The 25755-nt window shown below is 74.3% G+C and carries 27 protein-coding genes; 16 read left to right on the forward strand and 11 right to left on the reverse strand.

Features of this window, described 5'->3' with window-relative positions:
- Positions 1 to 130 precede the first annotated feature (130 nt).
- The gene (locus ABZ861_RS10840) at positions 131 to 925 is read left to right on the forward strand and encodes a type II CAAX endopeptidase family protein (protein WP_361627112.1); all 795 of its coding nucleotides are present in this window, start codon (positions 131 to 133) and stop codon (positions 923 to 925) included.
- 113 nt (positions 926 to 1038) lie between these two features.
- Here the strand turns inward: ABZ861_RS10840 and ABZ861_RS10845 are convergent, their stop codons facing one another.
- Both ABZ861_RS10845 and ABZ861_RS10850 read right to left on the reverse strand, forming a co-directional pair.
- The gene (locus ABZ861_RS10845) at positions 1039 to 1848 is read right to left on the reverse strand and encodes a PhzF family phenazine biosynthesis protein (RefSeq protein WP_361627115.1); all 810 of its coding nucleotides are present in this window, start codon (positions 1846 to 1848) and stop codon (positions 1039 to 1041) included.
- A gap of 163 nt (positions 1849 to 2011) precedes the next feature.
- Positions 2012 to 2605 carry a DinB family protein gene (locus ABZ861_RS10850; RefSeq protein WP_361627118.1) on the reverse strand — a complete coding sequence of 198 codons (594 nt, stop codon included), beginning with the start codon at positions 2603 to 2605 and terminating at the stop codon, positions 2012 to 2014.
- Positions 2606 to 2861: 256 nt separating this feature from the next.
- Between ABZ861_RS10850 and ABZ861_RS10855 the strand changes: the two genes are divergently transcribed.
- On the forward strand, positions 2862 to 3539 hold the full coding sequence (locus ABZ861_RS10855) for a PadR family transcriptional regulator (RefSeq protein ID WP_361627121.1): 678 nt from the start codon (positions 2862 to 2864) through the stop codon (positions 3537 to 3539).
- Between the two features lie 311 nt (positions 3540 to 3850).
- Positions 3851 to 4855 (forward strand): EamA family transporter, encoded by a 1005-nt coding sequence (locus ABZ861_RS10860; protein WP_361627124.1) that lies wholly within the window; start codon positions 3851 to 3853, stop codon positions 4853 to 4855.
- 185 nt (positions 4856 to 5040) lie between these two features.
- Here ABZ861_RS10860 and ABZ861_RS10865 read toward each other — a convergent pair whose 3' ends face one another.
- Positions 5041 to 5733 (reverse strand): pyridoxamine 5'-phosphate oxidase family protein, encoded by a 693-nt coding sequence (locus tag ABZ861_RS10865; protein ID WP_361627866.1) that lies wholly within the window; start codon positions 5731 to 5733, stop codon positions 5041 to 5043.
- Positions 5734 to 5768: 35 nt separating this feature from the next.
- On the opposite strand from ABZ861_RS10865, the gene ABZ861_RS10870 reads away from it, so the two are divergent.
- Positions 5769 to 7100: an aminotransferase class I/II-fold pyridoxal phosphate-dependent enzyme gene (locus ABZ861_RS10870; protein WP_361627127.1), complete on the forward strand. Its 1332-nt coding sequence runs from the start codon at positions 5769 to 5771 to the stop codon at positions 7098 to 7100.
- Positions 7101 to 7174: 74 nt separating this feature from the next.
- Here the strand turns inward: ABZ861_RS10870 and ABZ861_RS10875 are convergent, their stop codons facing one another.
- On the reverse strand, positions 7175 to 7642 hold the full coding sequence (locus ABZ861_RS10875; RefSeq protein WP_361627130.1) for a pyridoxamine 5'-phosphate oxidase family protein: 468 nt from the start codon (positions 7640 to 7642) through the stop codon (positions 7175 to 7177).
- A 79-nt stretch (positions 7643 to 7721) separates the two neighbouring features.
- Positions 7722 to 8186, reverse strand: coding sequence for a Rieske (2Fe-2S) protein (locus tag ABZ861_RS10880; protein ID WP_361627133.1), 465 nt, complete (start codon positions 8184 to 8186; stop codon positions 7722 to 7724).
- Between the two features lie 498 nt (positions 8187 to 8684).
- Between ABZ861_RS10880 and ABZ861_RS10885 the strand changes: the two genes are divergently transcribed.
- From ABZ861_RS10885 to ABZ861_RS10915, 7 genes are all read left to right on the forward strand, one after another.
- A complete protein-coding gene (locus tag ABZ861_RS10885; protein ID WP_361627136.1) occupies positions 8685 to 9449 on the forward strand; it encodes a HipA family kinase in 765 nt (254 codons plus the stop codon).
- Entirely contained in the window at positions 9446 to 9862 is a 417-nt protein-coding gene (locus ABZ861_RS10890; protein WP_361627139.1) for a DUF3037 domain-containing protein, read from the forward strand. The genes ABZ861_RS10885 and ABZ861_RS10890 overlap by 4 nt, the downstream gene beginning before the upstream one ends.
- Before the next feature lie 124 nt (positions 9863 to 9986).
- Positions 9987 to 10748, forward strand: coding sequence for a 3-oxoacyl-ACP reductase FabG (gene fabG, locus ABZ861_RS10895; protein ID WP_361627142.1), 762 nt, complete (start codon positions 9987 to 9989; stop codon positions 10746 to 10748).
- A 21-nt stretch (positions 10749 to 10769) separates the two neighbouring features.
- Positions 10770 to 11528, forward strand: coding sequence for an SDR family oxidoreductase (locus tag ABZ861_RS10900; RefSeq protein WP_361627145.1), 759 nt, complete (start codon positions 10770 to 10772; stop codon positions 11526 to 11528).
- 413 nt (positions 11529 to 11941) lie between these two features.
- Positions 11942 to 13519 carry an ABC transporter substrate-binding protein gene (locus ABZ861_RS10905; RefSeq protein WP_361627148.1) on the forward strand — a complete coding sequence of 526 codons (1578 nt, stop codon included), beginning with the start codon at positions 11942 to 11944 and terminating at the stop codon, positions 13517 to 13519.
- 128 nt (positions 13520 to 13647) lie between these two features.
- Entirely contained in the window at positions 13648 to 14331 is a 684-nt protein-coding gene (gene ung, locus ABZ861_RS10910) for a uracil-DNA glycosylase (RefSeq protein ID WP_361627151.1), read from the forward strand.
- Between the two features lie 314 nt (positions 14332 to 14645).
- Complete coding sequence (locus ABZ861_RS10915; RefSeq protein WP_361627154.1) at positions 14646 to 15176, forward strand: hypothetical protein; 531 nt, start codon at positions 14646 to 14648, stop codon at positions 15174 to 15176.
- Between the two features lie 155 nt (positions 15177 to 15331).
- Here ABZ861_RS10915 and ABZ861_RS10920 read toward each other — a convergent pair whose 3' ends face one another.
- Complete coding sequence (locus ABZ861_RS10920; protein ID WP_361627157.1) at positions 15332 to 15817, reverse strand: hypothetical protein; 486 nt, start codon at positions 15815 to 15817, stop codon at positions 15332 to 15334.
- 126 nt (positions 15818 to 15943) lie between these two features.
- Positions 15944 to 16456, reverse strand: coding sequence for a DinB family protein (locus ABZ861_RS10925; protein ID WP_361627160.1), 513 nt, complete (start codon positions 16454 to 16456; stop codon positions 15944 to 15946).
- Between the two features lie 367 nt (positions 16457 to 16823).
- Here ABZ861_RS10925 and ABZ861_RS10930 point away from each other — a divergent pair, with 367 nt between their 5' ends.
- Positions 16824 to 17735 carry a Gfo/Idh/MocA family oxidoreductase gene (locus tag ABZ861_RS10930; protein ID WP_361627163.1) on the forward strand — a complete coding sequence of 304 codons (912 nt, stop codon included), beginning with the start codon at positions 16824 to 16826 and terminating at the stop codon, positions 17733 to 17735.
- Here ABZ861_RS10930 and lnt read toward each other — a convergent pair.
- Positions 17653 to 19263 carry an apolipoprotein N-acyltransferase gene (gene lnt, locus ABZ861_RS10935; RefSeq protein ID WP_361627166.1) on the reverse strand — a complete coding sequence of 537 codons (1611 nt, stop codon included), beginning with the start codon at positions 19261 to 19263 and terminating at the stop codon, positions 17653 to 17655. The two genes, ABZ861_RS10930 and lnt, sit on opposite strands and share 83 nt — an antisense overlap.
- Before the next feature lie 500 nt (positions 19264 to 19763).
- Here lnt and ABZ861_RS10940 point away from each other — a divergent pair, with 500 nt between their 5' ends.
- Complete coding sequence (locus ABZ861_RS10940) at positions 19764 to 20504, forward strand: SDR family oxidoreductase (protein ID WP_361627169.1); 741 nt, start codon at positions 19764 to 19766, stop codon at positions 20502 to 20504.
- A 198-nt stretch (positions 20505 to 20702) separates the two neighbouring features.
- On the opposite strand, the gene ABZ861_RS10945 is transcribed toward ABZ861_RS10940, so the two are convergent.
- Entirely contained in the window at positions 20703 to 20882 is a 180-nt protein-coding gene (locus ABZ861_RS10945) for a hypothetical protein (RefSeq protein ID WP_361627172.1), read from the reverse strand.
- A gap of 379 nt (positions 20883 to 21261) precedes the next feature.
- Complete coding sequence (locus ABZ861_RS10950; protein ID WP_361627175.1) at positions 21262 to 22041, reverse strand: VTT domain-containing protein; 780 nt, start codon at positions 22039 to 22041, stop codon at positions 21262 to 21264.
- Positions 22042 to 22144: 103 nt separating this feature from the next.
- Here ABZ861_RS10950 and ABZ861_RS10955 point away from each other — a divergent pair, with 103 nt between their 5' ends.
- Positions 22145 to 22990, forward strand: a complete 846-nt coding sequence (locus ABZ861_RS10955; protein ID WP_361627178.1) for a fused MFS/spermidine synthase — start codon at positions 22145 to 22147, stop codon at positions 22988 to 22990.
- A gap of 30 nt (positions 22991 to 23020) precedes the next feature.
- Here ABZ861_RS10955 and ABZ861_RS10960 read toward each other — a convergent pair whose 3' ends face one another.
- Complete coding sequence (locus tag ABZ861_RS10960; protein ID WP_361627181.1) at positions 23021 to 24061, reverse strand: hypothetical protein; 1041 nt, start codon at positions 24059 to 24061, stop codon at positions 23021 to 23023.
- Between the two features lie 152 nt (positions 24062 to 24213).
- On the opposite strand from ABZ861_RS10960, the gene ABZ861_RS10965 reads away from it, so the two are divergent.
- Positions 24214 to 24651 (forward strand): DUF4442 domain-containing protein, encoded by a 438-nt coding sequence (locus tag ABZ861_RS10965; protein WP_361627869.1) that lies wholly within the window; start codon positions 24214 to 24216, stop codon positions 24649 to 24651.
- Between the two features lie 378 nt (positions 24652 to 25029).
- The gene (locus tag ABZ861_RS10970; protein ID WP_361627184.1) at positions 25030 to 25689 is read left to right on the forward strand and encodes a DedA family protein; all 660 of its coding nucleotides are present in this window, start codon (positions 25030 to 25032) and stop codon (positions 25687 to 25689) included.
- The last annotated feature ends 66 nt before the right edge of the window (positions 25690 to 25755 follow it).

The following is a 25755-nucleotide window of genomic DNA, read 5'->3' on the forward strand; positions in this document are numbered from 1 at the left end:
GCGCCCCCGCCCGACGGCGCCCGGCGGATTCCGCCCAGCGCCTACGGCGGGGCCGCCCGTGCTCGCGCGGGCGGGATCGGGCAAGCTGTGACCTCCCAGGACGGTGGCACGGGAGGCACGGGTGCGGGCGGTGGACGAGGGACTGGCGGACGACGCCGCTCCACACGAGCGGCTGTCGCGGCGAACGCTGCGGGACGAGACGCTGCTCGTGCTGGCGCTCTCGCTGGGGGCGAGCGGGGTGTCCGCCCTGATCAGCTTCGTCGGGGCGGTCACCAAACCCGGCGGCCTGAAAGACCAGGCGGCGACGCTCAACGCCTCCGCCGCACCGGGCCGTCCCTGGCTCGACCTGGCCTGGCAGCTCTTCGGGATCGCCAGTGCGCTGGTCCCCGTCGCCCTGGTCGCGCACCTTCTGCTGCGCGAGGGGCGGAGCCTGCGCACCCTCGGCTTCGACCGCGCCCGCCCCTGGCCGGACCTCGGCCGCGGCGCCGTGATCGCCGCGGTCATCGGCAGCACCGGCATCGCCTTCTACCTGACCGCCCGCGGCCTCGGCTTCAACCTCACCGTGGTCCCCGAGGCGCTTCCCGACGTGTGGTGGAAGATCCCGGTGCTCGTCCTGTCCGCGGTGCAGAACGCGGTGCTCGAAGAGGTCATCGTCGTCGGCTATCTGCTGCGCCGGCTCGGGCAGCTCGGCTGGACGCCGGGCACCGCCCTGGTCGCCAGCGCCGTGCTGCGCGGCTCGTACCACCTCTACCAGGGCGTGGGCGGCTTCCTCGGCAACATGGCGATGGGCGTGGTGTTCGTCTGGCTCTACCGCCGGTGGGGGCGCGTCGGACCGCTGGTCGTGGCGCACAGCCTGCTCGACATCGGCGCGTTCGTCGGCTACGCCCTGCTCGCCGGGAAGGTGGGCTGGCTGCCGACGGCCTGACGCCCCCTTTTTCCTTTTACCTCCTTCCACTTCCGTCCGCGAGGTCAGGCGGGTTCCGTCCGCGAGGTCAGGCGGGTTCCGTCCGCGAGGTCAGGCGGGTTCCGTCCGCGAGGTCAGGCGAGCAGCTCGCCGTCGATGACCGTCACCGCGTGGCCGGTGAGCAGCGTACGGTCGTCGCGCAGGGCGGTGCGGACGAGGCCGGACCGCGCGGAGGCCTGAAGGCCGGTGAGGTCCGGTCGCCCGAGCCGCCGCGACCAGTAGGGGGCCAGGGCGGTGTGGGCGCTGCCGGTCACCGGGTCCTCGTCGACGCCGACGTTCGGGAAGAAGCAGCGGGAGACGAAGTCGTAGCCGCGGGCCGGGTCCTGCGCGCGGGCGGTGACGGTGACGCCGCGCGACGCGTAGGCGGCCAGCGCCTGGTGATCCGGGGTCAGCTCGCGGACGGTCTTCTCGTCGGCGACCTCCAGCAGCAGGTCCCCGAGGCCGGCCCCGGTGTCGCGGGCGGCCAGCGGCTGGGCACCCAGGGCGTCGGCGACGCCGTCGGGAACCTCGACCGCCGTGAGCGGCGCGGTGGGGAAGTCCAGGGTGATCGCGCCGTCCGCGCCGGGCGCCGCGGTGAGCACGCCGCTGCGGGTGGCGAAGCGCACCGGCCCGGCGTGCGCGCCGGTGGTGTGCAGGACGTGCGCGGCGGCCAGAGTGGCGTGCCCGCACAGGTCCACCTCCGCGGCGGGCGTGAACCAGCGCAGCGCCCAGTCCGCCTCGCCGCCCTCCGGCAGCGGGTGCGCGAACGCCGTCTCGGCGTGGTTGACCTCCAGTGCCGCCTGCTGGAGCCAGTCGTCGCCGGGGAAGGCGTCCAGGAGGAGGACGCCCGCCGGGTTGCCGGCGAAGGGGCGGTCGGTGAAGGCGTCGACGATTCGAATCCGCATGCCGTGACGGTAGAGCCCGGACGCCCGGCGGACCAGACCGGCCGCGTCCCGCGGAGCCAGTCGCTCGCGCACCTCGGACCCGGGCGGGCGTGAGCTGCGCGCCCCGCTGGGGCCGAGTCACGCGTCCCGGCCGCCCGAGCTACGAGTCCCGGGCCCGCCCGAGTCACGCGTCCCGGTCGGCTTCCCGAGCCGTGCGCTCCAGCCGGCGCCGGTAGTCCTCCCACCAGGCCGCGTCGCCCGGCGCCATGCTGTCCTTGCGCTCGTTCATCCCCACGGCGCCGTCGATGAGTTCCCGGACGATGTCCGCGTGCCCGGCGTGCCGCTGCGTGTCCGCGATCACCCGCACCACGGCGTGGTGCAACGACACCTCGTTCCTGCCGTCGGGCCACCACGGCACTCTGCCGATCGTGTCCAGCGCCAGCGCGTCGATCGTCGCGTCCGCGTGGGCCCACGCCCGGCGGTACAGCTCCACGACGTCCTCGCGTGACTCGTCGGCCGTGGCCCACATGTCCGCGTTGGTCTCGGCGGCCTCGTCGAGCCAGGGCTGCGGCTCGCCCGACGGCCGTCCGAAGGTCTCTCCGAGGTAGCCCAACTCCACGCTGGCCACGTGTTTCACCAGGCCCAGGAGGTTGGTGCCGGTCGGCGTCAGCGGGCGGCGGGCGTCGTACTCCGACAGCCCTTCGAGCTTCCACAGCAGGGCATCGCGGGCGGACTGCAGGTATTCGTGCAGGTCGGCCTTGGCGTCTGAAGCGTTCATGGGGCCAGTCTGCCGACCGCGCGATCCGTGTCCACCGTCTTTCCCCAGCCGCGGCGCACCAGAGCGCCCGGCCCGCGAAGAGCGAATCGCCGCAGGTCAGTTGAGAAGGGGAGCAAGGCGACGGAGACCGGGGCGGCTCGCCTCGATAAGGGGCTTGTCGTGGAGAAGTCAGCGATATATCGTTGAGGCATCGCGACAGATCAGTAACTGAAGCGACAGGTTTCACGACGGCACATGACGAAAAGGAATGAGCGCTATGCGACACCACGGATTTGAGCGTGGACACGGCGGACACTGGCACGGCGGTCCCTGGCGTGACCGCGCGGACGCGGACGGGCGGCGAGCGGCCTTCGGCCCCTTCGGGCCGGGCGGCCACGAGGGCCGCGGATTCGGCCCCGGCGGCCCCGGGTTCGGTCCCGGCGGTCCCGGACCCGGGCCGGGGTTCGGCGGCGGTGGGCCCTGGGGCGGCCGATGGCGCGGCGGCCCGCGCGGCCGGGCGCGGCGCGGCGACGTGCGGGCCTCGATCCTGGCCCTGCTCAAGGACCGCCCCATGCACGGTTACGAGATGATCCAGGAGATCGCCGAACGCAGCGGGGGCGCGTGGAAGCCGAGCCCCGGCTCGGTCTACCCCACCCTGCAACTGCTGGAGGACGAGGGGCTGATCAGCAGTGAGTCCGAGGGCGGCAAGAAGCTGTTCTCGCTCACCGAGCCGGGCCGCGCCGCCGCCGACGAGGGGCCGGACGCACCGTGGGAGGAAGCCTCACGCGGTGTCGACTGGGAGGCCCTGGGCGAGATCCGGCAGGCCGGGTCCTCGCTGATGGAGGCGTTCGGGCAGGTCTGGAAGACCGGCAGCAAGGAGCAGCGCGAGAAGGCGCTCGGCGTCATCAACGAGGCCCGCAAGAAGCTGTACTTGATCCTCGCCGACGAGGACTGACGAGGACTGACGAGGACTGGGCCGGGCTGATGAGGACTAGTGAGGACTGAGCCGGGCTGACGCGGACTGGCGAGGACGGGCCGGGGCTCACGGCGTCCGGGCCGTCCTCACCGCCGTCGGCGGCTCTCCCGTCCGGGCGCCCCGTGGAGTGATCCGCGGGGCGCCCTCGCGCACGCGGCGGACGCGGGCCGCTCGGGAGGGCGACCCGTGTGCGTCGTCGAACGCCGCCTGCCCCGCGGCCCCTGCGCCCGCGTCCACCCGCTGAGACAGGCGCCATTGAAAGTGACGCTCCTGTCATCGCCTGTCATCATGTGCCGGTGGTTACGTCTGGGAGCGCTGAGAGTCAGTCCGGCAGGGGAGCGGGGCTCGGTCTCGCCCTCGTGTCCGCGGTCGCCTTCGGCGGCTCCGGTGTCGCGGCGAAACCGCTGATCGAGGCGGGCCTCAGCCCGTTGCACGTGGTGTGGCTCCGGGTCGTCGGCGCGGCCCTCGTGATGCTTCCGCTCGCCGTGCGCCGCCGGGCGCTGCCGCGCCGCCGTCCCGGGCTGCTCGCCGGGTTCGGACTGCTCGCCGTGGCGGGAGTCCAGGCCTGCTACTTCGCCGCGCTCTCCCGCATCCCGGTCGGAGTGGCCCTGCTCGTCGAGTACTTGGCGCCGGCCCTCGTGCTCGGCTGGGTCCGCTTCGTACAGCGGCGGCCGGTCACCCGGGCCGCCGCCCTCGGCGTGGTCCTGGCGGCCGGCGGACTTGCCTGCGTGGTCGAGGTGTGGTCCGGGCTGCGCTTCGACGCCCTCGGACTGCTGCTCGCCCTCGGGGCCGCCTGCTGCCAGGTCGGCTACTTCGTCCTGTCCGACCAGGGCGGCGACGCGGGCGACGAGGCCCCCGACCCGCTCGGCGTGATCGCGTACGGGCTGCTCGTCGGCGCCGTCGTGCTCACCGCCGTGGCCCGGCCCTGGACCCTGCACTGGAGGGTCCTCGCCCGCACCGCGGACCTCAACGGCGCCCCGGTCCCGGCGGCCGCCCTGCTCGCCTGGATCGTGCTGGTGGCCACCGTCCTGGCCTACGTCACCGGCGTGCTCTCCGTCCGCCGTCTCTCCCCGCAGGTGGCCGGCGTGGTGGCCTGCCTGGAGGCGGTCATCGCCACCGTGCTGGCCTGGGTGCTGCTGGGCGAGCACCTGTCCGCGCCGCAGGTCGCGGGGGGCGCCGTGGTGCTGCTGGGCGCCTTCGTCGCCCAGTCCTCCGCGCCCGCGAAGGGATCGGCGGCGCCGGTGGCCTCCGGCGGGGCCGAACAGGAGCTGTCGGTGCGGGGAACGGCTGCCTAGGGTGGGGAACGGCCGCCTAGGGTGAGGATCGTGCACACGAACGCGCTCGTCCTCCCGCCTCCGGCCGTCTGAGGCGGGCCCCTGCCTGCGGGGGCCCGCTTCCGTCCCTCACGCGCGGCGCCGCACCAGTCCTCTGAACGGCTGAGGCGACGCGTCGCGCGGCGCCTCCCAAAGACGGATCAGCATCACAGCTCCGCGAGGTAGCCCGGGAGTTCGACGCCGGGCGACAGGTCCGCCTCGGCGACCGGTGCGCCGTACTCCCGGCGGACCGGGATCACGCCCGCCCAGTGCGGCAGGGACAAATCCTCCGGCTCGTCGCTCACCCCGCCGGTGCGCAGCTTGGCGGAGACCTCCCGCAGGTCGAGGCGGAGGACGGCGGTGGCGGCCAGCTCCTTGGCGTTGGCGGGACGGGAGTCGGCGGCCCGGCCCGGCGCCACGTGGTCGACCAGCGCGTCCAGGGCCGCCCGCTTCTCCTCGGCGTCGGTGACCGGGTGGGCGACGCCGTGCACCACGACGGAGCGGTAGTTGACCGAGTGGTGGAACGCGGACCGGGCGAGGACCAGGCCGTCGACGTGGGTGACCGTCACGCAGACCGGCAGCCCCGGGTCGGCCGCCCCGGCCATGCGCAGCGGGCGCGAGCCCGTGGAGCCGTGCAGGTAGAGCCGCTCGCCGACCCGGCCGTAGAGCGTGGGCAGCACCACCGGGGCGCCGTCGCGGACGAAGCCGAGATGGCAGACGTACGCCTCGTCGAGTATCGCGTGCACCAGTTCCCGGTCGTAGGCGGCCCGCTCCCGGGAGCGGGTGGGCACGGTGCGGGCGGTCGGAGCGTAACCCTCCGCCGGAGGCGTCGGCTGCGTCGGCTGCGGGGTCCCCTGCATTGCGGTCTCCATTGTACTAGTACATAATCATGTTTGTGCTAGGAGAATATCGGATCGCAGGGCGGCGTGCGGCGGACATAGCGGCGGACGTCGAGCGCGCGGTGGGCGCGGGAGCGTTGAAGCCGGGCCAACCGCTGCCTCCCATGCGGGAGTTGGCGGACCAGCTCGGAGTGAACCCGAACACCGTGGCGGCCGCCTACCGCGTGCTGCGCGAGCGCGGAGTCATCGAGACCGCCGGGCGCCGGGGCAGCCGGGTGCGTTCCGCGCCTGCCACGACCGCTCGGGACCACCTGCGCGTCGATGTGCCCGAAGGCGTGCGGGACCTCGCCGACGGCAACCCCGATCCCGCGCTGCTGCCCCCGCTCGGCCCGGCGTTCGCGGCGGCGTCGGCCCAGGGCGACCGTGACCCGGTGCTGTACGGGGAGGCAGCCGTGGAGCCCGAGCTGGCGCGCGTCGCCCGCGCCGAACTGGCCGCCGACGGAGTGCCGGACGGGCCGCTCGCGGTGCTCTCCGGCTCGCTCGACGGCGTCGAGCGCGTCCTGTCGGCCCACCTCAAGCCGGGGGACACGGTCGCCGTGGAGGATCCCGGGTGGGGCAGGACGCTCGACCTGATTCCCGCGCTGGGGCTGCGGACCGTGCCCGTCGGCGTCGACGACGACGGGCCGCTCGTCGAGGACGTCGAGCGCGCCCTGTCCGGCGGCGCCCGCGCCCTGATCGTCATCGACCGGGCGCAGAACCCGACCGGCGCGGCGATCGGCGCCTCCCGCGCGCGAGCCCTCGCGGCCGTGCTGCGCGCGCACCCGGAGACCCTGCTGATCGAGGACGACCACGGGGACGGCATCGTCGACGTCCCCGTGCACCCCCTCGCCGGGACGACCCGGCACTGGGCCTTCATCCGGTCGGTGGCCAAGGCGTACGGCCCCGATCTGCGGCTCGCCGTGCTCACCGGGGACGAGACCACCGTCGACCGGGTGCTCGGACGGCAGCGGCTGGGGCCGGGCTGGGTGAGTCTGCTGCTCCAGCGGGCGGTGGTGCGGCTGTGGGAGGACGGCGACCTGGACACCCGCGCGGTGGCCGCCGCCTACAGCCGGCGCCGCGCGTCGCTCGTCGACGCGCTGGCACGGCGTGGGATCGGCGCCCACGGGCGCAGCGGCCTGAACGTGTGGGTGCCCGTCCCCGACGAGACCGGGGCCGTCGCCCGGCTGCTGCACGCCGGGTGGGCCGTGGCCCCGGGCGCCCGCTTCCGGCTGAGCGCGCCCCCGGGCGTCCGGATCACCGTCTCGACCCTGGGGGAGGAGGAGACGGAACGGCTGGCCGACGCGGTCGCGGAGGCGGTGGGGCCGGCGCCCGCGCGCGGTTACGTATGAGGCCCGGAGGGCGTCTCAGTCCTGCGCGGGCGGCGGGTCCCGGCGATGCGCGGCGGCGGAGGGCGGCGCCGGACTCAGAGCGCGTCCAGCTTGCGGAAGTCCCAGGAGACGGTCTTCTCCGGGGTCAGCCGCACCCAGGCGTGCCGGCCGTCGTGCAGCATCTCCTCCAGGCCGGCGTACTTGCGGGCGAAGAGCGTCTCGGGCACGTCGAGTTCCGCGCACAGCTCCCCGGTGCGCGGCGTCTCCCCGACGACCTCGACCGCGCCCGACAGCTCCACGCCCCGCAGCTCGCCGTACTCCTCACCCGTGTCGACCACCACGGCCACCCGGGGATCGCGGCGCAGATCGGCCCAGCGCCTGCTGCGCACCACGGAGTAGAGCCACAGCGAGACGCCGTCCCAGACGAACCACAGCGCGCTCACGTGCGGCCCGCCGCCGGACGACACCGTGGCGACCCGGCAGGTCCGCTGATCGGCGAGGAACTCGTCCAGCTCGCCCGGCGTCATCATGATCTTGCGTCCCCGGCGCTGCGGCACGGTCATGTGCGTCCCACCCCTCTGGTCCCTGCGGTTCCCGGGTCCTTTTTACCCCTCCCCTTCTCCTGCTCCGCCGCCGCCCGTCTCACGCCAGCCTGATCTCGTCCCCGGCGACGGAGATGTTCTCGGCGGGCAGCGGCTGGGTCGCCGGTCCCTTCCGCACGCTGCCGTCGGCCGCGGAGAACTCGCTGTGGTGACAGGGGCAACTGATCACGCCGTCCGCCACGCCCGACACCGCGCAGCCCTGGTGGGTGCACTTCGACGAGAACGCCTTGAACTGGCCCTTCGCCGGCTGGGTGACCACCACGCCGTGCTGGGCGAACACCTTGCCGCCGCCCTCCGGGATGTCGGCCGTCCGGGCGAGCACGGCGCCGCCGCCGCTTTGGCCGCCGCTCCCGCCGCCCTGACTGCCGCTGCCGCCGCCCGCCGGGCTGGACGACGAGTCGTCCGACCCGCACGCGGCCAGTGCGGCGGCGAGCCCCGCCGCTCCCGCCGCCACCACGGCCCGGCGGCCCGGCGCCCTCTCGGGCTGAAGCGATTCGCTGGTCATGCCGATGTTCCCTCCGCGCGGACTCCATGAGCGGACCCGGTCACGGTGACCCGTGGGAACCGGTGATCCGCGCAGGAGTACGGGTCCCGCGCGCGAGGCGTTCAGCGGACTGACCGAGGTTCCGAGTCGAAGACCGTCCGCTGACCGAGCCGAAGGCGGTCCGCTCACCGAGCCGGAGACGGTCCGCCGACCGTGTCAGTCGGTGGGCGCGTGATTTCCGGTCAGGCGCCTTCGTCGACCGTGGATCGCCGGGTCGTGACCCGGGCGCCGTCGTGCTCCTCGCCCGCGATCACCCTCGGTTACTATGCTCACTTCGTGCCGGAGGCCGGACGCAAGGGGCGCACCGCCGTCGACGGACTGCTGGGGGAGCGGGGGGATCGGCATTCTGCCGGAACTCGCCCGATGCTCCCCAGGCCCGTCGACGGGTGATCGCCGCTGCGACATCCCTCCGAAGTCGGCCGTGGAGTGCAAGGTGGAAGAGACGGGTGGCCTGAGAACATGCTGAAGGAGGTCACCGCGACCCGCTACATCACGCCCCTGCGAGAGGGCGGCTCGCTGCCGGGACTGGTCGAGGCCGACGACCTCGGGACGTACGTCCTGAAGTTCACCGGCGCGGGGCAGGGGCGCAAGACGCTCGTCGCCGAGGTGGTCTGCGCCGAACTCGCCCGCCGGCTGGGACTGCGCGTGCCCGGTCTGGCCGCGGTCGGCGTGGACCCGGTGCTCGGGCTCGGCGAGGGCGACGAGCAGGTGCAGGAGCTGCTGAGGTCCAGCGCGGGCGCCAACCTCGGGATGGAGTTCCTCTCCGGCGCGCTCGGCTTCGACCCCCTCGCCTTCCCGGTGGACGCCGAAGAGGCGGGGCGCGTCGTCTGGTTCGACGCCCTGGTCAACAACGTCGACCGCTCCTGGCGCAACCCCAACCTGCTCCGCTGGCGCGGCGAGCTGTGGCTCATCGACCACGGCGCCACCATGATCTGGCACCACAACTGGCCCGGCGCGACCGCGTCCGCCGCCCGCCCCTACGACGCCTCCGACCACGCCCTCGCCCCCTTCGCCCCGGACGTCGCCGCCGCGGCGGCCCAGCTCGCGCCACGGGTCACCGAGGACCTGCTCGCGGAGGTCACCGCCCAGGTCCCAGACGTCTGGCTGACCGGCGAGCCCGGCTTCGGCGCCCCGGACGAGCTGCGCCGGGCCTACGCGCGGCCGCTGCTGGAGCGGGCCGCCGCCGTCCACGAGCGCATCACCGGCATCGAGGGGACCACGTGATCGAGCGTCACATCACCCGCGCGGGCCAGGGCGGCGACCGCGACGTCTTCGAGTACGCCCTGCTGCGGGTGGTGCCGCGCGTGGAGCGCGGCGAGTGCATCAACGCGGGCGTGGTCGTCTACTGCCGTGCCCGCGGCTACGTCGGCGCCCGCACCCACCTCGACACGGCGCGGCTGCTCGCCCTCGACCCGCGGGCGGACGCGGCCGGGGTGCGGGCCGCGCTCGGCGCCGTCGAGAGCGTGTGCGCGGGCGGCCCGGCGGCCGGGCAGGCGGCCGGGGACGACCCCGGACGGCGCTTCCGCTGGCTGATCGCGCCCCGCTCGACCATCGTGCAGCCGGGCCCCGTGCACACCGGGCTGACCGCCGACCCGGCGGCCGAGACGCAGCGGTTGCTGGACCTGCTGGTGAGGTAATGGATCACACCGGTCCCGCGCGTCGTTGACACCGGATGCCGGGGCTTCTAGCGTCACCTGTACCGAGGTACTAAGCGGTCGCTCATCGCAGACCGGGTTCTCTCAAGGGCGAGGAGAAGCATCAATGTCCACCACTGAGCAGCGGGTGGCGATCGTCACCGGCGCCGCGCGCGGCATCGGCGCCGCCGCCGCAGTACGACTGGCCGCCGAGGGCCGCGCGGTCGCCGTGATCGACCTGGACGAGGCCGCCTGCAAGGACACCGTGGAGAAGATCACCGCGGCCGGCGGCCGGGCCGTCGCGGTCGGCGCCGACGTCTCGGACGAGGCCCAAGTCGAGGCGGCCGTCGCCCGCGTGGCCGAGGAGCTGGGCGCGCCGACGATCCTGGTCAACAACGCCGGCGTGCTCCGCGACAACCTGCTGTTCAAGATGAGCGTCTCCGACTGGGACACCGTCATGAACGTGCACCTGCGCGGCTCCTTCCTGATGACCCGCGCCGTGCAGAAGCACATGGTCGACGCGGGCTTCGGCCGGGTCGTCAACCTCTCCTCGTCCTCCGCGCTCGGCAACCGCGGCCAGGCCAACTACTCGGCCGCCAAGGCGGGTCTCCAGGGCTTCACCAAGACCCTCGCCAAGGAGCTGGGCAAGTTCGGCGTCACCGCGAACTCCATCGCCCCCGGCTTCATCGCGACCGAGATGACCAAGGCGACCGCCGAGCGCGTCGGCATGGGCTTCGAGGACTTCAAGGCCGCCGCCGCCACCCAGATCCCCGTGCAGCGCGTGGGGGAGCCCGAGGACATCGCCAACGCGGTCGCCTTCTTCACGGGCGACGCGGCCGGCTTCGTCTCCGGCCAGGTGCTGTACGTGGCCGGCGGACCGCTCAACTAGCTCGACCAGGGGACTGAGCACATGACTTCCGTGGAACCGACCGGCAAGGTCGCCCTCGTCACCGGCGCCAGCCGCGGCATCGGCTACGGCGTCGCCGAGGCGCTGGTGGCCCGGGGCGACCGGGTCTGCATCACCGGCCGCACCGAGGACGCCCTGAAGGAGGCCGTCGAGAGGCTCGGCGCCGACCGGGTCATCGCCGTCGCGGGCAAGGCCCACGACGAGGCCCACCAGGCCGAGGCCGTCGAGCGCGTCATGGCCGCGTTCGGCCGGGTCGACTACCTGGTCAACAACGCCGGAACCAACCCGGTCTTCGGCCCGATCGCCGACCTCGACCTGAACGTGGCGCGCAAGGTCTTCGAGACCAACGTCGTCTCCGCGCTCGGCTTCGCCCAGCGCACCTGGCACGCCTGGCAGAAGGACAACGGCGGCGCGATCGTCAACATCGCCTCGATCGCGGGCCTCGCGCCCTCGCCGTTCATCGGCGCGTACGGCGTCAGCAAGGCCGCGATGATCAACCTCACCCAGCAGTTGGCGCACGAGTTCGCACCCCGGGTGCGGGTCAACGCCATCGCCCCGGCCGTGGTGAAGACCAAGTTCGCCCAGGCGCTCTACGAGGGCCGCGAGGAGGAGGCCGCAGCCGCCTACCCGCTGGGCCGGCTCGGCGTGCCGACCGACATCGGCGGCGCCGCCGCCTTCCTCACCTCCGGGCAGTCCGACTGGATCACCGGGCAGACGCTCGTGGTCGACGGCGGCCTGTTCCTCAACGCCGGAGTGGGCTGACACGGCGGAGCGCGCGGCGTTCTCCGGCGCCGGACGAACGCCGAGGCGCGGTCAGTGCTGTGGCCGGAAGGCTTTGCCGGGTGTCGCGAGCCGGTGAATCTTTCCGGCCACAGCATTAGGTCCTCGTCCGTCCGTGTTCTCCTGGTTCGTCTGGTCAACTGGATTGCCTGGCCGCCTGGTTCGCTGGGTCGCTCGGTCCGCCTGGCCGCCCGGTCCGCTTGGTCGCTCGGGCGCCTCTGCTCGGGTTTTTCTGACGGAAACGGCGCCCGCGCCCCGGGGCGCCGGACGCCCGTTCAGACGACGGCGCGGTCGCGGGGCGTCTGATCAAATCCCTTGTGCCACAAGGGCATCAGGGGGCTGGGCGCTGCGGTATGGTCTGCCGACCTTGGCACGGCGGATCGAGGAGCGAGCGCGTGTTCAACCGGAACCGTTGTTTAGGGGCCGCCGCGGCGGTCGCGTCCTTATCGCTGGCGGCCGGGTGCGGCGTCCTCACCGGCGGCGGCTCCAGCAGTCGGGGGCCCATCGTCGTGGGCACCACCAGCGCGCCCAGCACGCTGGACCCCGCGGCCTCCTGGGACGGCTCCTGGGAGCTGTTCCGCAACGTCTACCAGACGCTGCTCGCCTACCCCAACGGCGCGACCACGCCCCAGCCGGACGCCGCCCGCAGTTGCGCGTTCACCGACGCCTCGAACCGCGTCTACCGCTGCGAACTCCGTGCGGGCATGAAGTTCGCCGACGGCCGCGCCCTGGACGCGCAGGCGGTGAAGTACTCCATCGACCGCATCCGGGCCATCGACGCGCCAGGCGGCCCCGCCGGACTGCTCGGCAGCCTCGACCAGGTGCGCGCGACCAGCGACCGGGAGGTCGTCTTCCGCCTCAACCGGCCCGACGCCACCTTCCCGTTCGTCCTCGCCACCCCCGCCATGTCGATCGTCGACCCCGACGACTACCCGGCCCGCTCGCTGCGCCGCGACGGCCGGGTCTCCGGCTCCGGCCCCTACACGCTGAAGTCCTACGACGAGGACGAGCAGGCGGAACTGGTCAGGAACGCGCACTACAAGGGATACGCGTCACGCCGCAACGACGCGGTGACCATCCGTTACTTCCAGGACTCCGCCGCGATGGTCAAGGCACTGCGGGACAGACGGATCGACGTGACCTACCGGGGCCTGGCCGCCGCCGACGTCGTCTCCCTCCAGGCGAAGACCTCCGAGGACCTGCAACTCGTCGAGGGCGCGGGCGCCGACATCAGCTACCTGGTCTTCAACCCCAAGGACCCCTGGGCCGCCAGACCGGCCGTGCGCAAGGCCGTCGCCCAGATCGTCGACCGCCCGGCCATCGCGCACGACGTCTACCGGGACACCGTCGACCCGCTGTACTCGATGGTCCCCAAGGGCCTGACGGGCCACACCACCGGTTTCTTCGACGACTTCGGGGACCCCAGCGCCGCCAAGGCCCGCCGCATCCTCGCCAAGGGGGGCGTCCACCGGAAGGTCCCGCTCACACTCTGGTACACCACGGACCGCTACGGCTCCGAGACCGCCCGGGAGTTCCAGGAGCTCAAGCGGCAACTGGAGGGCTCCGGACTGTTCACGATCACCCTGCGGAGCCGGCCCTGGAAGACGTACGTGGTGGGCTACCAGAAGGGCGAGTACCCGGTCTTCGGGCGCGGCTGGTCCCCGGACTTCCCCGACCCCGACAACTTCATCGCCCCGTTCGTGGGCCCGCGGAACGCGCTCGGGACGCCCTACCCGGCGCCCGAGATCACCGGGAAGCTGCTGCCCGAGTCCCGCCGGGAAACCGACCGCGCGGGCGTGGTGAGGGACTTCGAGCGAGCCCAGCAGATCCTGGTGGACGACGCGCGGCTGCTGCCGCTGTGGCAGGGCAAGCAGTACGTGGCCGCAAGCGACGACATCTCCGGCGGCGAGCGGGCGCTCGACCCGTCGTCGATCATGACGATGTGGGAGCTGTACCGCAAGACGAGCTGGTAGGCGAGCGCCCGCGCGGCGGGGCGGCGGGCAGCGGGGCGGCGGGCGGCGCGGCGGGCGTGGGGGCGTTGTCAGTGGCCGCCTGTAAGTTCGGTGGTCGGGAAGTGACCGCACACCGTGAGGACGTTGACGTGACCGACATCGCCATGCTGCCCGAGTCCTGGCGCGGGGTTCTGGGCGACGAGCTTCAGCAGCCCTACTTCAAGGAGCTGACGGAGTTCGTCGAGGAGGAGCGGGCGAAGGGTCCTGTGTACCCGCCGCGCGAGGAGGTCTTCGCCGCGCTGGACGCCACGCCCTACGACAAGGTGAAGGTGCTCGTCCTCGGGCAGGACCCGTACCACGGAGAGGGCCAGGGCCACGGTCTCTGCTTCTCGGTGCGGCCGGGCGTGCGGGTCCCGCCGTCCCTGCGCAACGTCTACAAGGAGATGCACGAGGAACTGGGCCTCCCGGTCCCGGACAACGGCTATCTGATGCCCTGGGCCGAGCAGGGCGTGCTCCTGCTCAACGCGGTCCTGACGGTCCGCGGCGGCGAGGCCAACTCGCACAAGGGGCGTGGCTGGGAGACGTTCACCGACGCGGTGATCCGGGCGGTGGCCGACCGTCCCGATCCGGCGGTGTTCGTGCTCTGGGGCAACTACGCGCAGAAGAAGCTCCCGCTGATCGACGAGAGCCGGCACGCGGTGGTGAAGGGCGCCCATCCGTCGCCCCTCTCGGCCAGGAAGTTCCTCGGCTCGCGCCCCTTCACCCAGATCGACGAGGCGGTGGCGCGCCAGGGACACGAGGCGATCGACTGGACGATCCCGAACCTGCGGTGAGCGCTGTCCCCGGGCCGGGCGGCGCATGGCCGGTCAGGGGTGCGGGCGGACACGGCTGAGCTGCGGCTTCGGGCGGTTCGGCGGCCCCGGGGCGGCGCGTGCCGGATGCGGACGGCGGCGCGCGAGGGAGGAGGACCGGGGCGCGGGCCGAAGGAAGATCGGTGTGCGCGCCGGAGGAAGACGGGGGTGCGCGTCGGAGGCAGACCGGGGGGCGGGCCGCCGCCGGACGCGCGCCGGACTTCGTGGCTGCGGCCGGATCGGGCGGACAGGCCCTAACGTCGGGGGAGTCGGGTCGGGACAGCGCGGGAGGCCGGGTGACGGAGCGACAGGGGCAGACAGCGGCGGACGCCGTGATGACGCGGATCGGGCAGTGCGTCATGCTGCACCACGCGGGGGACCGCGAAGAGGCCCGGACGCGGTTCCTCGATCTGTGGGGTGAGATCTGCGAGGACGGCGATCCACTGCACCGCTGCACGCTGGCCCATTACATGGCGGACACGCAGGACGATCCCTCGGACGAACTGGCCTGGGACCTCCGGGCGCTGTCGGCCGCCCAAGAGCTGATGGAGGCGGACGACCGGCACGCCGGGCCCGAGGCCGCGTCGGCGGCCCGCGCCTTCTACCCGTCCCTCCACCTCAGCCTCGCCGGCGCCTATCTGAAACTCGGCCGCTGCGGGGCCGCCCGCTCCCACCTCCACCGCGCCCGCGTCGCGGCCGTCGCCCTGGCGCGCGACGGCCACGGCGACGGCGTGCGTGCGGCGATCCACCGGCTGGCGCTACGGCTCGGCGAGGGCGGCGCCGATCGAGGAGGCGGCCCCGGGGGACCGCCTCGCCAGCGCTCCTAGGGAGACGCTCCCGCACCTGGTCGCTGTACGCCCGCGGCCCGCCTTGCCCGCACCCCCGTGGTCCGCCTGGAGGGCGTGCGGCGCGGTGTCAGGTGCGTGTCCTGGAGATCACCCCAGCGCGGAGAGCGGCACGCGGCGGCGCCCGGCGGCGCGGGTCAGTGGCCGTAGGCGTCGCCGCAGATCCGGGCCGCGGGGTCGTTCGGGCGCCAGCCGCCGTACTTCCTGCCGAGCGCGCAGACGTCCGGGCTGCCCGCTGGCCGCCCGGTTCCGTGCGGAGCCTTGCCGGGCGGACCCGGCGGCCGGTGCGGGGCGGCCCTGTGCGGCACCGCCCCGTATCCGGGCCTGTGTCCGGCGGTGCGGGGCGGCGGGAGTTGGCGCGACCGCGCGGGCGGCGGGGCGGCGGCAGCGTGGCGCGCGGCCGCCGGAGCCGGTGCGTGGGGCGGGCCCACGCGTTCCAGGGCCTCCCGGGCGGGAGCCTGGACGGGTCGGGGCGCGGCGCTGCCGTCGGGGTGGGCGGCCTGGGGCCGGTACGTAGCCGCCGCCGGGCCGGGGGCCGCCGGGCGGGGGACCGTCACGCATCCGGTGAGGGCCCCGGCGGCGAGGGCGACCAAGAGCGCGGCGGCGGTCGTCGTTCGGTGCACCCGGCCACTCTGCTGCCTCCAGCCCCCTCACGGGCGCCGAACGGCCCGGCGATCCCCCACACGAGTGATCTTCGGCCCCGTGCGGAGTGCGGCCGACGTGCGCGGATGACGCCCGGATCGCTGCCCTCAGTCGCCGGCAGCCCCGTCGATCCGCTCGCGGACCAGGTCGGCGTGGCCGTTGTGGCGGGCGTACTCCTCGATCATGTGCGTGTAGATCCACCGCAGGCTGAACGGCTCACCGGTGCGCTTGTCGAGGCGCTCGGACAGCCGGTCGAGGTCCAAGCCGGCCGCGACGCGGCGGGCGGCCTCGATCTCGGCCTGCCAGACGGCGGACGCCTCGGCCCAGGTGTCCTGCGCGGTGACGTGGAAGTCGCCGTCCGGGTCCTGCTCGCCGCAGTAGAGCGGTGCGGAGTCCTCACCGGTGAGCACCGCGCGGAACCAGTACCGCTCCACCTCGGCCATGTGCCGGACCAGACCCATCAGCGTCAGCTCGGAGGGCTCGGCGGAGGCGGTCCGAAGCTGTGCGTCGGTCAGGCCCTCGCACTTCCACGCCAGCGTCTGCCGGTGGTAGTCCAACCAGCCGTCCAGCATGGTGCGTTCGTCGGCGTTCAGGGCGGGCTCTTGGCGTGTCGTCGTCATGTCCCGGATCTTGGCGCCGCCCGTCGGCTCACACCAGGAGTTTTCCCGTGCCGGAACTGCCCGCTGGCAGCCCCGCAGGTCGGGACGCACCTCGCCGCTTTCCGGCGCCCGGGTGGGGAGGGTCCCTGCCCCGCAGGACGACATCGGCCCGTCCAGCGAGGCGAGCAGGGGCAGCACGTGCCAGTCCGGGACCGCGGCTGCGGGGCGTCGCAGCCGCAGCCGCCGCCGCGCCGCAGCCGCCGTCGTCGCCGACCGGCGGCCGTCGCAGCCGCCGTATGCTGCCGTGCGGGCGCGGCAGGGCGATCCTGCCGGTTCCGGCCAGCGCGCCGGGCCCGACGAGAAGCACACGCGGGGCGAGGGAGAACACGTGAGGGTCGGCTGCATCGGACTGGGCGACATCGCGCAGAAGGCGTACCTGCCGGTGCTGGGCGCCCTGCCCGGGGTGGAGCTGCACCTCCAGACCCGGACCCCGGCGACCCTGCACCGGGTCGCTGACGGCCTGCGCCTGCCCGCCGCGCAGCGCCACGAGGACCTGGACGCCCTGATCGGACAGGATCTCGACGCGGCTTTCGTGCACGCCCCGACCCGCGCGCACCCCGAGATCGTCGCCCGGCTGCTGGAGGCGGGCGTGGCGACCTACGTGGACAAGCCGCTCGCCTACGATCTCGCCGACTCCGCCCGCTTGGTGGCGCTGGCCGAGGACCGCGGGGTGTCGCTGGCGGTCGGCTTCAACCGGCGCCACGCCCCCGGCTACGCGCAGTGCGCCGAGCATCCGCGCGAGCTGATCCTTTTGCAGAAGAACCGCGTCGGGCTGCCGGAGGATCCCCGCACCATGGTCCTCGACGACTTCATCCACGTCGTGGACACGCTGCGGTTCCTGGCGCCCGGCCCGGTCGACGACGTCACCGTGCGCGGCCGGATGCGCGACGGCCTGCTGCACCACGTGGTGCTCCAGCTCGCCGGCGACGGGTTCACCGCGCTCGGGGTGATGAACCGGCTCAGCGGCTCCGCCGAGGAGATCCTGGAGGTCTCCGGCCAGGACGCCAAGCGGCAGGTGGTCAACCTCGCCGAGACCGTCGACCACAAGGGCCAGCCGACCGTGCGACGGCGCGGCGACTGGGTGCCGGTGGCCCGCCAGCGCGGCATCGAGCAGGCCGTGCTGTCGTTCCTCGACGCCGTGCGCGCGGGCAGGCTGCTCAGCGCCCGGGACGCGCTGGAGACTCACGAACTGTGCGAGCGCGTGGTGCGGACGGTGCTGGAACGCTCCGGCGCGCTCTGATCGTCCGCAGGCCCTCCACGGCGCACCACGCCGCCAGCGCCAGCAGCGCCGCGCCCACCGGCCAGTCCCCGAAGCGGACATAGGGGGTGGCGCCGTGCGCGGTCGGGACGTCGTACACCCGCGCGGCAGCGGCGTCCGTGCCGAGCCAGGCGCCGACGCGCTCGCCGCCAGGGCCGTAGACGGCGGAGACGCCGGTCAGCGTGGCGTGCACCATCGGCCGCCCGGTCTCGGCGGCGCGCAGCGCGCCGAGCGACGCGTGCTGCTCGGGCGCCCAGCTCCGCTGGAAGGTGGCCGTCGACGACTGCGCGAGCAGCACCCCGGCCCCGTCCCGCGCCAGGTGGCGGCTCATGTCCGGGAACGCCGTCTCGAAGCACACCAGCGGGCCGACGCGCAGACCGCGGCCCACGTCCATCACCACCTGCCCGGCGCCGCGCTTGCGGTCCTCGCCCGCCGCCTTGCCGACGGAGGTCGCCCAGCCGAGCAGCGAACGGGCCGGGACGTACTCGCCGAACGGGACGAGCCGCATCTTGTCGTAGCGGTCGCCGGTCGGGCCGCCGGGGCCGACCAGTACGGAACTCTTGTAGATCCCGGGCCGGTCGGAGCGTCGGGCGTCCACGTTGACCAGCACGTCGGCGCCGACGGCCCGGGAGAGGGCGGCGATCCGCCGGGCGAGGTCAGGACGTGCGGCCAGGTCGTAGCCGACGCTGCTCTCGCCCCACACCGCCAGGTCGACGTGCTGCCCGGCCAGGCCGCGGGTCAGCCGCTCCTCACGGTCGAAACGCCGCAGTCCGCTCTGGGCCCCGCTGATCACGCCCGGCTGCACGACGGCGATGCGCACGTGGCCGTCCACGGTGGGACGCGGCGCCCACACCCACGCCGCGGAGGCAGCCGCGGCGGTGGCGACCAGCCCGGCCGCCGCGACGAGCCCGGCCGCCGAGGGGAGTCCGGCCGCCGCGGGGCGCCGGGTCGCGCGGGCCGTGGCGAGCAGGGCGAGCGCGACGTTGACGGCCACGACGAGGAAGCTCAGCAGCCACACCCCGCCCACCGAGGCCAGCCGCAGCGCGGGCGCGACTTGCCACTGGCTGGCGCCCAGCATGCCCCAGGGGCCGCCCAGCCCCTGCCAGGAGCGGACCAGTTCGACCGCGAGCCAGCCCGAGGGCAGCACGAGCAGGGCCGCAGCGCAGCGCCGCGGCGACGGCGCCCCGCCCAGAAGCCGCCGCACCGTCCACCCCCACGGCGCCCACAGCGCGCCGAGCAGCGCCGCGAGCACCACCGTGAAGACGTGCAGGCTGGGCAGCAGCCAGTGGTGCACGGCCAGCATGAATCCCAGGCCGCCGAGCCAGCCGTCGTACGCGGCCCGCCTCCCGGTCGGCGCGCTGCGGGCGAGCAGCAGCCACGGCACCAGGGCGACGTAGGCGAACCACCACAGCGACGGCGCCGGGAAGGCGAGCATGGGCAGGGCCCCCGCGAGGGCGGCGAGCAGCGAGCGTCGCCACGGGGAGGCGAGCCAGCGGCCGAACGTCTTCATACGGCGGCCTCCTACCCCGCGCACCGTCCTGGTTACCCCTGGGAACGACACCAGTGTGCGGGCCGCGCCCGGCGCCCGCTCGCCGCGGCGGCCGCCCCCGGGGCGCCGCAGGCCGTTCCAGACGCGGACGCTCCGGACGCGCCGCCGCGCGGCCCTCGCGGTCGCCACGGGCTGCCGGAACGGGCTGGCGCGCGGCTGGGCGCCGAGGTGAAGGCGTCCCCGGAAGGTCAGTCGCCGGCAGGTCACAGGGCACTGGGCCTGCCCGGGGGCTGAGTCGCCGTGCGCATGGCGGCACCCCTGCGGGCGGCTGGGCGGCTGGGCGGCTGGGCAGCCGGGTGTCAGGGTGCTGCTCGGTGTTCGGGTGCCGCTGGCGTCAAGGGCCGCCGTGCCCGCCGCCGCGCCCCCTCTGGCCGCCCGGGTCGCGGACCCCGGAGGCGTACGGTGGGGTCCGCCGAGGCGGTCGGGGGTCGCCGCCGTGCGGCCGAGCTGTGGAGGTCTGCGTGAAACGACTCGTGACGGTCGTCACCGGCGGCGGCCGGGGCATCGGCACCGCCGTGTGCCGGCGGCTGGCGGACGAGGGGCACGACGTGGTGGTCGGCTACGTCCACGACGCCGAGACCGCCGAGGCCGTCGCAGCCGACGTGGTCGCCGCCGGGGCGCGCGGCGTCGCCGTCCGGGCCGACACCTCGGTGGAGGCGGACGTGGACCGCCTGTTCGGCACGGCGGAGAAACGGCTCGGTCCGATCACGGCACTGGTGAACAACGCCGGAGTGACCGGACCGCTCGGTCGCCTCGCCGACGCCGACCCCGCCGACCTGCGCCGCGTGGTGGAGGTCGACCTGCTCGGCGCCCTGCTGTGCTCCCGCCGTGCCGTCCAGCTCATGGCGCCGCGTGGAAACGGCGCGATCGTGAACGTGTCGTCCGCGGCGGCCACGCTCGGCGCCCCCGGCGAGTACGTGCACTACGCGGCTGCCAAGGCGGCCGTCGACGCCTTCACGGTGGGCCTCGCCAAGGAACTCGGCCCCGACGGCATCCGCGTCAACGCGGTCGCCCCCGGGCTGGTCGACACGGGCATCCACGAGGCGATGGGAGATCCGGACCGGGTCCGGCGGATGGCCGCCGCGGTGCCGCTGGGGCGGGCGGCCCAGGCCGAGGAGATCGCCGCGGCCGTCGCCTGGCTGCTGTCTCCGGACGCCTCCTACGTCTCTGGAGCGGTGCTGCGCGTGTCCGGCGGCCGCTGAAGCCCGGTCAGGGGTCGGGGAGCTGTCGCGGCCGCGAACCGTCCGGAGCGTTGACGTGGCCAGGATGTCGGCGCTGCCCTACCAGGGGCCGCCGCAGGAGCGCAGAGCGGCCGCCACTGACCAGGGCCGCCGTGGGTCCTCCGCAGGCGCCGTGCTGTGAGGGGGCCGCGGCCGGGAGCGAAGGGACCGGCCGCCTCGTCAGGCCGCCTCGATCACCTCGCACCGGATGGCGGCGGCCCACTCGACCACCAGCAGTTCGTACTCGGCACGCTCCTGGGACGACAGGGATCCGCCGGAACGCAGCCAGAGCGAACGGATCTGCTCGTTCAGGTCGGCGGAGGACCGCGCGGAACCAGAGGCCAGGGAATCGGGGGACATGGCCCAAGCCTAGGGGCAAGCACTGACGCTGCGCTACCGGACGGCTACACGGAGGCGGGGAAGTCGGCCATCGCGGCTTGTTTCCGGCGGGTGAGGCGTCCGCTCAGCCTGTCGGCGCCGCCCCGCGCGGGGCGGGCACACCGGCCATGACCAGGGCGAGGACCGTGTGCCAGGACCGGAAGGCGATCACGGCGGCGGACACTCGCCCTCAGTGCCGGGAACAGCGGGGCGGTGGTGCAGCACGCGGCGCAGGTCTCCAGGCGCACGGCGCCGCTCTCCAAGGCCGCCTCCACTCGCGTGCGCCGGAAGCCGGTACGGTCCGGCGCGACCGGCGGGAAGAAGCAGTGGGCGGCGGCCGCGCGCCGGACCGGACGCCTCGTCAGCGGGCGCGCAGGTGATGGCGTTTGCGCCAGGCCACCGCGGCGCCCGCCAGCGCCGGCAGAACGATGCCCGCCATCGCGAGCAGGAACGCGGGCGAGGTCGGCGCGGCCGCGCGGGCCCCGGCGACGGCGTAGGCGGCGGTGTTCGGGACCGAGCCGAGCGCCGTCGCGAGCAGGAACGCCGGCCAGCCCATGCGGGAGACCGCGGCGCAGTAGTTCGCCGCCCAGAACGGCACCCCGGGGAAGAGGCGGGCCGCCGTCATCGAGCGGAAGCCGTGCCGGCTGAGCTGTCCGTCCGCGGCCGTCAGCAGCCGTCCGCGCAGCAGCGGACGCAGCGCGTCCTGGCCCAGCGCCCGGCCCAGCCCGAAGGCCGCCCCGGCGCCCAGGACCGTTCCGGCCAGCGCCGACGCGAGGCCCCACTGCGAGCCGAACAGGGCGCCCGCGGCGAGGTTCAGCAGCGGACGCGGCACGAACGCCACCGTGCACAGGCCGTACGCCGCCGCGAACACGGCCGCCGCGGCGGCCCCGCCGAGCTGCGACGGCCAGCCGTCCGTCAGCAGTCTCTGCGGCTGGAACAGCAGCACGCACGCCCCGGCCGCGGCGAGCAGGACGAGCAGCAGCGACAGACGCGACCAGGGAGAGAGCAGTACGCGCACGCAGCGGGCGGAGAAGGCGGACCGGACCGGCGCGGCCGTGCGGACGGCGGGCGCGGGCTCCTCGGCGGCGGCCGGGGGACAGGCCGTGGCGGTGCCCCCAGGACGGGTGGTGGCATCGAGCATTCCGCGACCTTAACTGACGCGCCTGTCTGATCGCCGCAGAGCTCGTGTCCCCGGCGCCCCCCGGCGGCGGAAGCGGAGAGGGGAGGGACGGCACAATGGACCGGTGACCGAGCCGATACCCGTGACCCGTACGGTGGATCACGGGACCGCCAAGCTGATGCCCGACGTCGACCGGGCGCGAGCCTGGCTGCTGACGGTGAACGGGGCGCCGCAGTCCTACGTCGACCTCGACGACCCCACGCACCTGGAGTTCGAGTACGCGCGCCGCCTCGGGCACGTGCTGGACACGCTGGCCGCACCCGGCCGTCCGCTGGACGTGCTGCACCTGGGCGGGGGCGCGCTCACCCTGCCCCGTTACGTGGCCGCCACCCGGCCGGGCTCGCGGCAGCAGGTCGTGGAGGCCGACCGGGGTCTGGGGGAGCTGGTCGCGGACTGCCTGCCGCTGCCCCGGGGCAGCGGGATCGCGCTGCACACCGCCGACGCCCGCGCCTGGCTGGAGCGCGCCCCCGCCGACAGCGCCGACGCGTTGGTCGCGGACGTCTTCGGCGGCTCCCGCGTCCCGGCCCATCTCACCACGCTCGCCTACGCCCGCGCGGCCGAGCGCGTGCTGCGCCCCGACGGCGTCTACCTCGCCAACCTCGCCGACGCCGCGCCCTTCGCCTTCCTGCGCTCCCAGCTCGCCACCTTCTCCGCGGTGTTCGAGGAGCTGGCGGTGATCGCAGAGCCGGCGGTGCTGCGCGGGCGGCGCTTCGGCAACGCGGTGCTGGTCGCCGCGCACCGCCCCGTCGACACGGCGGCACTGGCCCGGCTCACCGCCGCCGACGTCTTTCCCGCCCGGGTGGAGCACGGCGCCGCGCTGCGCGTGTTCACCGGCGCGGCCTCCCCGGTGGCGGAGGAGGACGCCGTGCCGTCGCCCGAGCCGCCGGGCGGGGCGTTCCGGATCGGCTGAACCCCGGTCCGCCGCCCCGCCTCGGGCGGGTCAGTCGGTGGGGTCGCCGTGCAGCCGGACGGTGCTGAGGATCTTCCGCACGGTCGCGTCGGAGAACTCGTCCTTGACGCCCTTGGCGCCGTAGAGGGTCCAGGAGACGAAGTCGCCCTGCGAGTCCTTGAAGGCGAAGCTGACCGCCTTGCCGTCGCTGTCGCACTTGTGCCTCTTCGGCACGCCCGTCGTGTAGGCGGTGGCGACGCTGCCCTGCACCCCGGACTTCGTCGTGAAGGGCTGGGGCTTGCCGATCTTCAGGTACTTCTTGGAGGCGTCCTTCTGGTCGGTGTACCCGCCGAAGGCGAACGAGGCGGCGTCCCCGCGCGCGATGCTCGCGGTGTCCTTGCCGCCGTTCTCGCCCTTGGTGCCGGCGGCGGCCAGGGAGGTGGTCTCCTTGGTCCCGTCCTTGTCGTCGTCGGAGGTGCACCAGTTCTTCTGGAGGAAGGCAGGCGCCGAGAAGCCGATGTACGGCGAGCCGTCGCCCTTCTTCTCGTCCTCGAAGAACGTGAGCACGCCGGGCGAGTCGACCTCCCAGTCCGCGGGCACGTCGAACGCGGTGCCGTGCTTGGGGTTGACGACGACCTTCCAGCCCGGGACCGTCGGCTTCTCGGTCTCCGTGCCGCGCGGGTCGTCCCCTCCCGCCCCCGCGGAGGCGGTCGGATCCGCGGAAGCCGCCGACGGCGACGCGGCGCCGCTCGCCTTGCCGTCGATCCCGCCGTTCGCCTTGTCGCCCTTGCCGCCGCCCAGGACCAGGAACCCGGTCACGCCGGCGGCTGCCACCACGGCCGTCGCGGCGATGATCGCCACCAGCTTGGTGCGGTCGCCGCCGCCCTTGCCGCCGGGCGGCTGCGGCGCGCCCAGCGGGGTCGTGGGAGCGCCCCAGTACGGCTGCTGCCCCTGCTGCGGCTGCTGCGCGTAGGGATTGGGCTGCTGGTAGCCGGGCTGCTGATACGGATTCGGCTGCTGGCGCCCCGGCTGCTGATACGGGTTTTCCTGCGGGTTCTGCTCGCCCCCGGGCGGCTGCTCTCCTGGCCACATGGCCCATAACCCTAGGGCGTCGGGGACACGATTCGGTCACCGGCTCTTGTCAGGGACGTACCAGAAAGACCCCGCGTGGCGCGGCAGGGTCGGAGACGTCTGGTCAGCGGCATCTACCCGTGAGTAACATGACGGTCATGAGCGCAGACCAGATGTCGATCGGCGAGTTGCTCGCCGCCACGGTGCCGATGGTGCGCACCCTGAACCTGGAGTACCTGGAGACCACCCCGGAACGGGCGGTGCTGTCCCTGCCGGACCAGGAGGAGTACCGCAACCACGTCGGCGGCCCGCACGCCGGAGCGATGTTCACCCTCGGCGAGTCCGCGAGCGGGGCGATCGTCCTCGCCGCCTTCGGCGACCAGCTCTCCCGGGCCGTGCCGCTGCCGGTGAACGCCACGATCGCGTTCAAGAAGATCGCCCTCGGCCCGGTCAAGGCGACGGCGACGCTCGGGCGGCCCGTCGCCGAGGTGGTGGCCGAACTCGACGCGGGTCAGCGCCCCGAGTTCCCGGTGGCCGTGCGGATCCAGCGCGAGGACGGCGCCGTCACCACCGAGATGGAAGTCCTCTGGACGCTGCGCCCCAACGGCTGAGCGCCTCTGTCGGTGCTGGTGCTGGTGCTGGTGCTGGTGCTGGTGCTGGTGCCGGTCCGCGCCGCCGCACGCGCGGAACCGGCTGCACCCTGGCGCGCCCGCGCGTGCGGCCCCGGCGAACGGGTCGGTGACGAACCGGGCGTCGGTGTCAGTCAGCGCGCACGCGTGTATGTGGCCCCTGGCTGGCTGGCTGGCTGGCTGGCTGGCTGGCTGGCCGGTCGCCGTCGGCAGCGGGCTCCGAACCCCCGGGCCCCCCGCGCCCCGGCCGATCCGCGTCACCCCGGCTCTCCGCAGCGAAAAGGTAGGCTGCCCGAGGGGGAGGCGCGGCGCTTCTCGCGGCGCCCCCGACACGCGGACGCTAAACGGGAGGAACCGGCGGTGCACGTCCAGGAGTGGCTCGACACGGTACCCGCGGCGGCCGTCTACGCCGTCGTGGCCCTCGTCATCGGCCTGGAGAGTCTGGGCATCCCGTTGCCCGGCGAGATCATCCTGGTCTCGGCGGCCCTGATGTCCGCGCAGCACGGCAGCGCCGTCAACCCCGTCGTGCTCGGCGCGTGCGCCACCGCGGGCGCGGTCCTCGGCGACTCGATCGGCTACGCCATCGGGCGCAAGGGCGGCCGACCGCTGCTCGCCTGGCTCGGCGCCAGGTTCCCCCGGCACTTCGGCGAGGGACAGGTGGCCACGGCCGAGCGGTCCTTCGAGAAGTGGGGCATGTGGGCGGTCTTCGCCGGGCGCTTCGTCGCCCTGCTGCGCATCTTCGCCGGTCCGCTCGCGGGCGTGCTGCGCATGCCGTACTGGAAGTTCCTCGTCGCCAACGTGCTCGGCGGCGTCTGCTGGGCGGGCGGCACGACGGCCGTCATCTACTACGTCGGCGTGGTCGCCGAGTCCTGGCTGAAGAAGTTCTCCTGGCTCGGCCTGGCGGTGGCCGTGCTCATCGGGCTGGCCTCGATGCTGGTGCTGCGGCGCAAGACGCGCAAGAGCCACGGCGCCGACCGCGCGGAAACCGACGAACCGGCGCCGGTCGCGGCGGGCGAGTGACCGCCTGGGGCGACGCCCTCCCGCCCGGCTGACGGGCACGGTCGCGCCCGCCCCTCCTCCCTCCAA

This window comes from Streptomyces sp. NPDC046985 (assembly GCF_040644415.1).
Lineage (GTDB): Bacteria > Actinomycetota > Actinomycetes > Streptomycetales > Streptomycetaceae > Streptomyces.